The sequence below is a fragment of the Arsenicibacter sp. R0_47 genome (genome assembly GCF_057652235.1).
In genome coordinates this window covers 147553-159819 of record NZ_JBYFCJ010000004.1, presented here as the reverse complement: position 1 = coordinate 159819, position 12267 = coordinate 147553, and the positions used below count along the sequence as shown (strand labels likewise).

Annotated in this window: 9 protein-coding genes; 3 read left to right on the top strand and 6 right to left on the bottom strand. The window is 50.9% G+C overall.

Features of this window, described 5'->3' with window-relative positions:
• Window positions 1–43: 43 nt before the first annotated feature.
• Together AC23NW_RS09405 and AC23NW_RS09400 are read right to left on the bottom strand one after the other, a co-directional pair.
• Window positions 44–3826, bottom strand: a complete 3783-nt coding sequence (locus AC23NW_RS09405) for a sensor histidine kinase (RefSeq protein ID WP_487449084.1) — start codon at window positions 3824–3826, stop codon at window positions 44–46.
• Between the two features lie 99 nt (window positions 3827–3925).
• On the bottom strand, window positions 3926–4237 hold the full coding sequence (locus AC23NW_RS09400; protein WP_487449082.1) for a HesB/IscA family protein: 312 nt from the start codon (window positions 4235–4237) through the stop codon (window positions 3926–3928).
• 120 nt (window positions 4238–4357) lie between these two features.
• Here AC23NW_RS09400 and AC23NW_RS09395 point away from each other — a divergent pair, with 120 nt between their 5' ends.
• The gene (locus tag AC23NW_RS09395; protein WP_487449081.1) at window positions 4358–4882 is read left to right on the top strand and encodes a DUF7935 family protein; all 525 of its coding nucleotides are present in this window, start codon (window positions 4358–4360) and stop codon (window positions 4880–4882) included.
• A 115-nt stretch (window positions 4883–4997) separates the two neighbouring features.
• Here the strand turns inward: AC23NW_RS09395 and AC23NW_RS09390 are convergent, their stop codons facing one another.
• On the bottom strand, window positions 4998–5846 hold the full coding sequence (locus AC23NW_RS09390) for a hydroxymethylglutaryl-CoA lyase (RefSeq protein ID WP_487449079.1): 849 nt from the start codon (window positions 5844–5846) through the stop codon (window positions 4998–5000).
• Window positions 5847–6016: 170 nt separating this feature from the next.
• On the opposite strand from AC23NW_RS09390, the gene AC23NW_RS09385 reads away from it, so the two are divergent.
• Complete coding sequence (locus tag AC23NW_RS09385) at window positions 6017–8422, top strand: endonuclease MutS2 (RefSeq protein ID WP_487449077.1); 2406 nt, start codon at window positions 6017–6019, stop codon at window positions 8420–8422.
• 66 nt (window positions 8423–8488) lie between these two features.
• The gene (locus AC23NW_RS09380) at window positions 8489–9526 is read left to right on the top strand and encodes an aldo/keto reductase (protein ID WP_487449075.1); all 1038 of its coding nucleotides are present in this window, start codon (window positions 8489–8491) and stop codon (window positions 9524–9526) included.
• A gap of 41 nt (window positions 9527–9567) precedes the next feature.
• Here AC23NW_RS09380 and AC23NW_RS09375 read toward each other — a convergent pair whose 3' ends face one another.
• From AC23NW_RS09375 to AC23NW_RS09365, 3 genes are all read right to left on the bottom strand, one after another.
• Window positions 9568–10944, bottom strand: a complete 1377-nt coding sequence (locus AC23NW_RS09375) for a hypothetical protein (protein WP_487449073.1) — start codon at window positions 10942–10944, stop codon at window positions 9568–9570.
• A 97-nt stretch (window positions 10945–11041) separates the two neighbouring features.
• Window positions 11042–11629, bottom strand: coding sequence for a hypothetical protein (locus AC23NW_RS09370; RefSeq protein ID WP_487449071.1), 588 nt, complete (start codon window positions 11627–11629; stop codon window positions 11042–11044).
• A gap of 79 nt (window positions 11630–11708) precedes the next feature.
• Window positions 11709–12215 carry a GbsR/MarR family transcriptional regulator gene (locus AC23NW_RS09365; RefSeq protein ID WP_487449069.1) on the bottom strand — a complete coding sequence of 169 codons (507 nt, stop codon included), beginning with the start codon at window positions 12213–12215 and terminating at the stop codon, window positions 11709–11711.
• Window positions 12216–12267 lie beyond the last annotated feature (52 nt).

Genomic DNA, 12267 nt, shown 5'->3' with positions numbered 1-12267 from the left:
ATACCCCCTTTCTTGTAAACTGCCGGTATGTTTTACAGATATCTTACCGCCGGATCACGCCTTCCGGATGTTTAGAGAGACTCCCGCTTGTACCGTTAGCCCGCTGAGCCAGTGGCAGCGTCACAAAAAACGAGGTACCTACATCTTCAGTAGTTTCAAACCAGATGCTCCCGCCGACGTGTTCTATCCCGCGTTTTGCAATGGCAAGGCCCAGCCCCGAACCGTCTTTCTTGGTACTGAAGTTGGGCAGAAATACCTTTGCCCGGATCGACTCCGGAATACCTGTTCCGTTATCGTGAATCTCAATCTGGACTTCTTCTTCCGTAGTAAACAGCTTTAGGTCAATACTCGGCTTACGCCCTTGCGGTACCGACTGAATACCGTTGATGATCAGGTTCGTGATGATGCGGCCGGTCATCTGCCGGTCCCCGATAACCATGATCGGCCCCTGCATAATATCCTTGTAGATGTTGTTCCGCTCGTCGTCGGCATACAGATCAGCAGCTTTGTTCAGTACAGACGTAATCTCAAACATTTCGTTTTTCGGGAGCGGCATCTTGGCCAGTTCCGAAAAGGAAGCCGCGACTTCGCTGATGTTGTCGATCTGCTCCAGTAAGGATTCAAAAGCATTCTTAATGATCCGCCGCGCCCGGCTATCTTCTTCACCGACCGGCATTGTCCGCTGCAAATGCTGCAGCGTCAGTTTCATGGGGGTCAGCGGGTTTTTAATCTCATGGGCAATCTGCTTGGCCATTTCACGCCAGGCCGACTGCTTTTCGCTGACCGAAAGGGCTTGCTTGCTTTCTTCCAGCTTCACCAGCATCCGGTTATATTCGCCCACCAGCAGCCCGATTTCGTCGTCAGACTTCCAGTCAAGCGGCTCGTTGAGCTTGTCAAGATTTGTCCGCCGGATTTTCTGTGTAATCAGCCGTAACGGACCTGTCAGCGAGTTCGAAGCAACGTAGGATAAAATCAGAAAAACGATAAACAGAATCATAAACACGTTCAGCGTGGAGGCGACTACCTCGCTCACCTGTTCATCAAGTTCCGGCTGTGCGTAGAAATAAGGCACACTCAGCACACCCAGCAAACGGCCATTATACGATTTGATACCAGCATACGCCGTGCGGTAATCCTTGCTGCCCAGCGATTCACTCAGCAGCACCTGTTTTTCCTTGTTCTCAATGAGGTGAATGTAGGCCAGCGGATTAATGCGTTTCGACAAATGGCCGCTCTCATACATCAGCGGACGGGTCGATGTAAACAAAACGCCCGTCGTGTCGAACACATTGATGTCCGTATCCACGTCACGCGCAATCTTTTTCAGTTCCTCCTGCGCCGACTCGAGACTGCGTTTCCCTTGCTGGTATTCATCGAGATACGACAGGAAGTTAGACGCAATGTTGCGTGTGTTGCTAATGAACGCCGTCTCCTGATTCGAAACATAATTTGAGGTAATTACCCCCAGAATAATCACCATGACCAGCAACAGCGGCAGGAAAAAGGCAATGTTCAACAGGATCTGAATCCGCGTTGAATAGTTCACACTGAAATGCGATATCTGGTACCGGATAGCATAGGTCATGATCGCCACAATAACGGTCAGGACCAGAATCAGGAACAGAAAGGAGAAATTAGAGAGAATACTGCTGACCGGAAACTCCAGCGACGACGTAACAATCGTCCGCCCGTTTTTCCCCCGTAAACCAACGTGTTTATAGCCGTTCAGCGTCATGCCCTCATCGTAGAGTTCAGGCCGTTCGAGCATCCATTGCGGCATTTTCCGGTCATAGTTATAGCTGCCCGTACTGTACATAATGGACCTGGGTGACCCACCGTAAATGACATAGCTGTAATCCTGGCTTTCGGGCGACTGAATGAGTTTCTTGTCTACCAGTAATTCAAGATAGACGTTTTTAGGCGTCTCATTCCGCAGTTTCAGATCAAGCACCAGCCGGCCGATCAGCGTGCTGTCAGGATCCTGCCCGTAAATATCAATAAATCCGATGTATTGTTTGATAATGTTGTTCCCGACTTCGTTGACAAAGTACAAGCCGTTGTACTGCGTTTTGTAACGGTCTGTCCGGTAGCGGGCATCATATTCTTTATAGTCTACTGCATTGGGCCGGTGTTCCAGCGGATTGCCATCGGCGTCAAACGATAGTACCTCGACATCGTACTTCTCAAAATACTTCTCCAGATAGGTGCTTTTCACGCGATGCTGAATCCGGGCACTGCCAAGGATCGAATCCCGCCGGAATGCTTTCCGGATTTTGTTATCACCGGCAATTGCCCCGCGCGCCTTATCGAGCAGAAATTCGCCCAGCACGTCATTCTCGGCCAGCAGCCGCGCCCCGAAATCCTTTTTCTGCGCTACATCTTTCTTGATTTCCTGCCGGTAAACAACATAAGCTGTTGTCAGCGCGCAGATAAAGGCGGCAAAAAACAAATAAATCGAGGTTTGGTAGCGGAACGTGTATAAGATTCTCGGAAACCGTGTCAGATAAAGGAAAATGAAATAAACGCCGTTCAGGACCCAAACCAGCTCCGCAATGACGCCGACCGCATAATACAATACCGCCGACAGCACTGTGCCGACCAGAAAGGCCAGCCATCCCTGCCGCAGATCGTTATTGAAACGGATAAACAGACTGGTCAGCAAATGCAGGGCCAGAAAATAGATCAGCGAAATACTGACAAAAACCAGCAGACAGGCGATTTTCAGATGGGAAAAATGAATGCTCAGAGAAATATCGAGCATATACTGCGACTTCTCGTAAATATTATTCAGCTCCGTGTAACACAGGTAAAAGACCACGTAGCTGGCAATTACGGCGCTTACCGAAACAAGAAGTTTCACCCAGTCATGTTGCCGGATCAGAAACCGGAACGTACGGGTCCGGTAATAGTGGGCAATCATGTATAAGCCCAGCACTGCCACTGCCAGAGCGTTCAGCAGCATGTCGCTGAGCGAAGGCGCAATAACCGAAGAGGCGTAAAACTTAGGGTTAAACAGATCCGTATCAATGAACAGGAACGGTACGCCAAAATACAGCATAACACCCCGCAGGATCAGCAGATAAGCCAGTAAAACAAAAAAGCCGGACTCAAACTGCCGCTTCCGGCCAAAACGGATCATAAGCCGGATTACATACAGCCCCAGAAACAACACCCCGAGCGTAGCCAGTATAACGGTATTGACCGGCGTAGTGTGGTTACGGTAAGCCTGAATATGCGGCGGCGTTACGGAAAACAGAAAGACCGGCGAATTATCGTAGATGTTCTGGTACGATTTAGCCTTCTGCATCGAAATGGCTTTGGGCTCAATCGGGAACAAGGTCGGATTATACCCGGATTGCAGGTAGGTGTTGGTGTTATTATAATGGCGGTACACCATTACCAGCGAATAAATATCATACCGGTGACCGTTTTTAACGACTTTCTGCCGGCTGACAATATAGTTTCCCTGATCAAAGTTGACGAGTCTCGGATGCGCTACATTGGCAATGCTCTCATAGTCGGGCACAAAAATCTGATCAGACCAATACAGTATTTTACCATCCTGAAAGATAAAATACGGATAGCGCGTAGGAAAGCTGAGGTTCGAAAAGGCAAAATCCTTTGTTTCTTTTACGCGGTCAGTCACCTGCATCAGTTCGTCACTACTGATCCGTAATTCCGTTTTAATCCGGTCCTGAATGGCGGCAAGGTATTGCTCATCAGTAGCCCCGGGCGCATCCCTTTCTAAAAAAACATAGCAGAGTGCTGACAGAAAAACCATCAGCATTGCCAGAAACAGAAATATATGCTTTTCGACTATTTTCACGATTCAGGATAAAGACACTATTCCTCCATCTTGTAGTAAAAATCGTGCCAGAAGATGGTTTTTATATGGCTATATCGGTAACTTATATTTACCATTTTTTCAACCAGCTGTATTTGACTGCTTATCGACGGTAAATCCCCTCCCTTCTTCGCTCATTTCATAGCCGATTTCGGCCCCCAATACGTAAAGAAGATGCTTTTTGTCGATAATGATCCGTACGCCATCTACGTTATACACTTCGTCGGCCGCGCCGGGCAGGTCGAAGCCAAGCAGCCAGGATGACCCGCAGCCACCGCCCTTTATACCAACACGGAGGCCATATTCGGCAGGAATTTTCTGGGTCTGAAAAATATCGATTATCTGCGTGCGGGCATCTTCATGAAGCCGCACCGGTTGATCAAGGACAAACATGGTCTGTATTCCGTTACGTTTTACGGCCCCGGCATCCGTTTCCGGCAATTTTAAGTCGTCCGGAGGCAAGGCCCTTTTTTCAAAGTTACCTAATTTTACGCACACATAACGAAACACAGAATGGAGCTGATTGCTGATTTGCTTAAGTTGATTGTCCCCGCGGCACTGGTTCTTTACGGCATGTATCTGACCGTGAAACTTTTGCTGGAACGGGAGGCTGACCGGCATAAAAATGAGACCAAAACAGAATACGTCAAAACCGTAATTCCGATCCGCCTGCAGGCCTACGAACGCATGGTGCTTTTTCTGGAGCGCATCAGCCCGAATAATCTGCTGGTCCGGCTGAGCGGTAATGCAACCACCGTACTTGAGTTTCAGCAGTTGCTGCTGCAGGACATCCGGGATGAATACAACCATAACTTGTCGCAGCAGATTTACATGAGCGACGCGGCTTGGGAGCATATTCAGACGGCCATGAATGAGGTGGTGACTCTGATCAATCAGGCATCAGGCAATACCTCGCCGGATGCACAGCCCATCGAGCTGGCCAAAAGGCTCTTTGAACACATTATCCAGCAGGATAAACAGCCAACGGCAGCAGCACTGAAGTTTGTAAAAGCCGAAATTCAGGAGCAGTTTATCTGATTTTCCGGGAAAATTAGTTTTGACAGGATTACCGGATAAACAGGATAATGCTGTAAGCACGCAACAATCCTGTTCATCCTGTAATCCTGTCGTTATTTATATGCTACCCCGCGATTCAGTTGCCAAAGACTTCGCGGGAGATCGTCATGGCCTCTGTGAAAGCCGCCATATTGAGATCCGGTAGCAGCTCATGCTTTTGCAATACCGGCAAAATACCTTCTGTCGGCAGGTTTCCCGTCAGGTCGTCGGCGGCCATCGGGCAGCCCCCTAATCCCCGCAGGGCTCCGTCGATCCGCCGGACACCGGACCGGATAACGGCCTCAACCTTGGCCTCAACGTCGCCCGGAAGCGCGTGCAGGTGTGCTCCGAACTCCACGGCCGGATGCTGTGCGATCAGGTGAGTAAATAAACGGTCAATGGCCTGAGGCGTTGCCGTACCGACCGTATCCGACGGGGCAATTATCCGGATGCCCAGGTCTGCCAGCTGCTGCGTGAACATACTGACTACCTCCGGACTGTACGGATCGCCGTATGGATTGCCGAACCCCATCGACAGATAAATGACCAGCTCTTTCTGCGCCTCTGAGCACAGTTCCTGCATCGTTGCCACCTCCGCCAAGGCCTGTGCGATGGATTTATTCGTATTACGCTGCTGAAAGGTTTCGGATACCGACAACGGGAAGCCCAGGTAATGTACTCCTTCTGAGGCCAGTGCCTGTTCTGCCCCGCGCAGGTTAGCCACAATGGCCAGCAGCTTCGTTCTAGTCGATGACAGGTCAAGTCCGGCCAGCACATCAGCCGTATCAGCCATCTGCGGAACAGCTTTCGGGGAGACAAAACTGCCGAAATCCAGGGTATCAAACCCAACCCGCAGTAATGCGTTCAGGTACTCAATTTTCAGTGTAGCAGGCACTGTATGCGTCAGGCCCTGCATGGCATCGCGCGGGCACTCAATGAGTTTCATGAATTGTAGGGGTTACCTTTTTGGTGAAAACGCATTAAAGGCAGATTCAGTTTACGGAAATGTGTGCGCCAGCGTTTCTATGAACCGAACCACATCCCGATTAATTCTGTTTTACAATAGGGCGTGGCCTGTATACACCCCTTTCCACTTTAATTGTTCATTCATTACGAATGCTTTACCCGAATACCCTCGAACAAAAATTAGGTTTCGATAAAATACGCGAACTTTTGAAGCAAGCCTGTGTCAGCACGCTGGGTCAGGACTATGTGGATAAAATACGCTTCACGGATAACCATCAACTCATCGATAAACTGCTCCGGCAAACAGCTGAATTTAAACAGATCGTTCAGTTCGAACCGGATTTTCCGTCATCGAATTACATCGACGTACGGGAGCAGCTGAAAAAAGCCCGTATTGAAGGGCTGGCGCTGACAGAGGAAGAGTTTTTTGACCTGAAACTGTCTTTACGGACAATTCAGGATTGTCTGCGTTTTCTGGAGAAGCGCTCAGAAAAAAACGAGTACCCGTTTCTGCGGGAGCTGGCAGGACCGGTTATGGTCAATAAAGCGGTCAGCGAAGCCATTGAACGCGTTATTGACGATCGCGGGCATGTGCGGGATTCGGCCTCGCCAGAACTGGCGCGGATCCGCCGGCAGATCATTGCGGAACAGAATAACCTGCGTAAGCAACTGGACAGTATGCTGCGCATGGCCCGCAACAACGGCTGGATTCCGGATGACCTCAGCCTCACGGTACGCGGTGGCCGGCTGGTAATCCCGATTGCGGCCGAACACAAACGTAAAATAAAAGGGTTTGTGCATGATGAATCTTCGACCGGGCAAACAGTGTACCTCGAACCGGCCGAAGTCTTTGAAGCCAACAACGAAATCCGCGAGCTCGAATACGAAGAGCGCCGCGAAGTATTCCGGATTTTACAAACCCTGACCGATCAGCTCCGACCCCATCTGGAAGATCTGAAGAAAGCCGTTAACTTTCTGGCGATGATTGATTTTATCCGCGCGAAAGCACGGCTGGCCAATCAGTTAGATGCCGGTATGCCGAAGGTACACAACCGCCCGTTTGTCAACTGGACGGCAGCCCGTCACCCGTTGCTGCACCTCTCGTTTCAGAAGCAGGGAAAAAGCGTGGTGCCGCTTCAGGTACGGCTCGACGAAAAACAACGGATTCTGATTATCTCCGGCCCTAACGCAGGGGGTAAGTCGGTGGCGCTGAAGACCATCGGGCTGGTACAGTTCATGCTGCAATGCGGACTGCTGGTGCCGATGAATGACTTCTCGGAAATGGGCGTATTCCAGAATCTGTTTATCGACATCGGCGATGAGCAGTCTCTTGAAAATGACCTGAGTACCTACAGCTCTCACCTGACGGCTATGAAGCAGTTCCTGATTGGTGCCAATAAGCGTTCGCTCTTCCTGATCGACGAATTTGGTACCGGTACGGAGCCAGGGCTTGGCGGGGCAATTGCTGAAGCCATTCTGGAAGACCTTAACAAGTCGGGAGCGTATGGAGTCATTAACACTCACTATACCAACCTGAAAGTATTTGCGGATAAAACGGATGGCCTCATTAACGGCGCCATGCGTTTTGACGGTGAGCACCTCGAACCGCTTTACGAACTTGAAATGGGTCGCCCCGGCAGCTCGTTTGCTTTTGAAATTTCCCGTAAGATCGGTTTGCCGAAAGGTGTAATCGACCGCGCCAAGGAAAAACTTGGTTCGCAGCAGGTTAATTTCGAAAAACTGTTGAAGGAGCTTGATATTGAAAAGCGTGTGTTTGCCGAGAAAAACATGGAGATCGGGATTAATCAGCGTAAAGTGGCCCAACAACTGGCCGAATATACCGCGCTGAAAACCCGTCTGGAAAACGAGCAGAAGCAGCTGATTAACGAAGCGAAACAGAAAGCGAAATCACTGGTACAGGAGGCGAATCAGCGGATTGAAAACACCATCCGCGAGATTAAGGAAAATAAGGCCGAAAAAGAAGCGACCAAAGCCGTCCGGCAGCAGCTGGAACAGTTTGAAACAAAGGAGCTGAAACCGGAAGTAATTGCCGATACAAAGCCCAAAGAGGAGTATGAACTGGCCGAAGGGACAATTGAGGCTGGCAACTACGTCCGGATTAAAGGACAGACGGCCGTCGGTCAGGTGCTGGCCATCCGCGGTAAGGATGCCGAAATCGGTATCGGCGATTTGAAATCGAACATTAAGCTGAACCGCCTCGAAAAGCTCAGTAAAAAAGCCTACAAAGAGGCTACCGGCGAAGAAAACAAACCACGAATGCAGGGTGTCGATATGAACGAGAAGATGATGAACTTCAGCTTCAACCTCGACATCCGCGGCAAACGCGGCGAAGAAGCCCTCGGCGTGGTGGATCAGTTTATGAACGATGCCCTGATGCTGGGCTATCCCGAACTACGGATCGTTCACGGTAAGGGCGACGGCATCCTGCGAACGCTCGTCCGGAATCACCTGCGGACCTACAGAGAGGTCGCCCGCATGGCCGACGAACACGTGGACCGCGGCGGAACCGGCGTGACGGTCGTACAAATGCGATAAACACAAACAGAACGGTGGTACAGCGACAGGTTGTGCCACTTTTTTTTTATACAACAAAAAAACGCTATGGAATACAGACACTTAGGTGGCTCCGGCCTTCAGGTACCGGTACTTAGCTTCGGAACGGCAACATTCGGCGGTGGAAATTCATTTTTCAAAGCCTGGGGCAGCACCCAGGTTGACGAAGCTACCCGGCTCGTGGACATTTGTCTGGATGCTGGTCTAAATCTGTTTGATACCGCCGACGTATACTCGCAGGGGCTATCCGAAGAAATTCTCGGGAAAGCCATTGCCGGCAAACGGGACCAGCTGCTGATTTCGACCAAAGCCACCTTCACATTCGGAGAAGGGCCGAATAATCAGGGATCTTCGCGTTTTCATCTGCTGCGGCAGGTCGAAAGCAGCCTGAAGCGCCTCGGCACTGACTACATCGACATTTTCCACATGCACGGTTTCGACGGTGTTACACCCGTTGACGAAACATTGCGGACACTGGATGATCTGGTCCAAAGCGGTAAAATCCGGTACCTGGCCGCGTCGAACTATTCGGGATGGCACCTGATGAAAGCCCTCGGTATCTCCGAAAAATACGGCTGGAACCGCTATGTGGCCCATCAGGTATACTACTCCCTGCTGAACCGTGAGTATGAATGGGAACTGATGCCGCTGGGTCTCGACCAGAAGGTGGGCGCTATTGTGTGGTCGCCACTGGCAGCGGGTATGCTGGGCGGTAAGTACCGGCGCCATCAGCCGGTTCCCGCAGACAGTCGTGTGGCGCAGGGAGGCAGTCCGATTCCGGCAGCGGTGGTTGATAACGAACGTTTGTACGCGATCATGGATGTACTGGACACGCTTGCGGAAGAAACCGGCAAAACCGTGGCGCAGGTGGCGCTGAACTGGGTACTGCAAAGGCCGACCGTGTCGAGCATTATTATCGGTGCCCGTAATGAAGAACAGTTACGGCAAAATCTTGGCGTTGTGGGCTGGAACCTGACAACCGAACAGGTGAAACGGCTTGATCAGGCAAGTGATACGGCTCCGATCTACCCCTACTGGCACCAGCGGCAGAACCTGACGCTCAACCCGCCGCCTTCATTCTACTAATCCGAACCGCAGAAGTTACCATCGGGTAGCTTCTGCGGCTATTACCTTCTTGCGGGCATTGTCATGTTACCCCTCATCAGGGAAGGGTTCAGGCGGAGGTATAGTTCGCCCGAAAGCGGTGAGTTACCGTAAAACGCCCGTAAAGCCGGATCAATCTGATAGCCCGTGGCCTGAATACCCGCCACCAGATCGGAACCGGCAAAACGGGTCAGGCGTCCGTTCACGCCTAATGTCAGTGCGTTTATCGTTACCAGAGTCTGGTTTGCCAGGGCGGTTTCCAGGCCTAGTTCTTCCGTCGACTTTGCCAGCCGTTCCAGACGGCCATACACCGCCAGCCGTCCCCATTGCAGGCTGCTTTCGGCCAGCCATGAATTTTCAGTTTTCCCGTGTGCCTGATTCTGGCCCCAGACCAGTGCGGAGGTGATGTAAACATCATCGCGCACCAGCGTTTTGCTGTGCAGCAGCGAAGCGGTTGTGCGTACCACATTGTCTTCCGGATGCAGTTCTTCAGGACTTTTAATAAATCCCTGTGAAAACTGAACGGCCAATGCCGGCGATGGGTTTACCGACAACCGGTACGAGTAACTGTCGAAACGTGGCCGGTCAATGCCAAACCGGTGTTCATCCGGCTCACGGCCTGTAAACGAAGACGCTTCCAGTTTAGCCCATTTATAGCGTACACCCGCGGTGGCCACCCCAAACAAAATGTGCGTGGCATCCTGCCAGTGATGACCCAATGTCGCATCCGGATTGTTGAAAGATGAAATCCGGTGCATGAATGCCGGCGGTCCAAGAGCCGGTTCGCCGGGCAGCCCAACGTATCCGTACACATCCACGTTTTGGTTGACAGCGTAACTATACCCGACCGACAGTTCAGAGAATAAATCGTGCGGGTGTTGCCGGTCAATCAATGGTTTGCCCTGAAACGACTCTCCCGTCTGAAATAAGAGCGGATACCCACCCCTCCCAACTGTCAGCGCGTCGAGCGACAACATGGCCCTCACCAACAGCAAACCCCGTTTGCCAACCTGGCGCTGGGCCATTCCCATTACCCAGTTCGGTGCATCTACCTGGCGGTCGCTTCCACGCATCGACTGATTATTAGCATTCTGGCTGGTATAGCGTAGAAAAACACTGTAGTGCACCATGTAGGTCCACTTATCGGAGTGGGCCATGTAAGCATACATAGGTGTATTATCGGGATGCCAGGATGTACCCGATCCATTCCGGTTCATCGGCAAGTTGCGCGAGAAGGAATGGGTCATGGCAGGCATAGCCTCCATCTCATGCATGTGATGGGGCATTGTATCTGCCTTCGCCGCAGACGGCATTGACTGCATAGGATCATGCCGGTGCTGCGCAAGACCCGTCTTTAAAACACTTAATGCAATAAGCACCGGTATAATTTTTCTTTTCATAACGTCGGGTTGCTGACCTGTATCTCTAACCACTGGCCCGTAGCACTGTTGCAAAAAGTTAGTATCCGATGCCTGAGAAGCAACCGTTATCGCCGCATTACCAGACGTGGGCCCGCTCCCGCACCCGGATCAGATACAGGCCACCCAGCGCATTCGAAGCAAGGCTGATGAGCGGAAATGCGACAAATATTCCTATGCTCAAATTCCGGTTAGCAAGCATTACATCCAGCGAAACAAATTGTACCAGAACAAAATACAGTATAAACCAGCACGCACCGGAAATCAGCACACTGCCAAACCAACGATTGATGGCCGGCCATGGATTTTCGCGGACAACCAACAGCAGAAAAAAAGCATTTATGGCCTGAACCACATAGTAGAGTGCAATGGACCGGATAAATGTATTTTCTACATACGTCGCCGTCAGACAACGGGCCGGCCCTGAAAAATACCACCAGATCAGTGTGATTGGCAGCGTGCAGAGCCACCAGACGGGTTTAACAGTTTCGGAATATACCTGCAGGATCAGCATCTGGGCGAACGTCAGTAAAAACGGGAACAACACGATGCCGCCCATTCCGGTCAGCCAGCTCAGCCAGTGTGCAATTACCGGTAAAAAAATCCAGCGTATATAAATCGTCGGCTCCGACACGGCGATCCCACGGAATCCAAACAGCGTTTTCATTTTCTTATTTTTGTATTTTCAGAAATAATTGAAAATTATTAACCAAAAAGAAGGCCTCAACGGCCTCTTCCCTATCTATCTAAATGCTCCGGAAAAACGTCAGAAACTGGCCCATTAACCAGTTCTCTTCTGCTTTAATTACCGCATTCAGCGTATTATCCGCAAATCCGACCACCTGGCTCAGATCACCCACAATTTTCCGGAAAGCCTCGGCTTCGGGCGTATCGGTATTTACTTTTTTCAGTTCTTCCAGCACCTCAATTACCGGTGTAATTTCCCGGCGGCGGCGTTCCTTTGCCACTTGCCGGGCAATTTTCCAGACATCCTTCTCCGCCACATAGTATTCGCGCCGGTCACCGGGCTTCAGCTGTTTGTAGACTAAGCCCCAGTCCATTAGCTCGCGCAGGTTCATGTTGGCATTTCCCCGTGAGATCTGTAGCTGCTCCATCACGGCATCCGTGTCAATTGGCTCCGGCGAAATCATCAGCAGGGCATGAATCTGTGCCATTGTGCGGTTGATCCCCCACTGCGTAGCCAGCGTACCCCATGTCTGGACAAATTTTGCCTTTGCTTCATCGAACGTCATGCTGCAAATGAAACGCAACTTTCTGTACTTTCAAAAAATATTGAAAATTAAA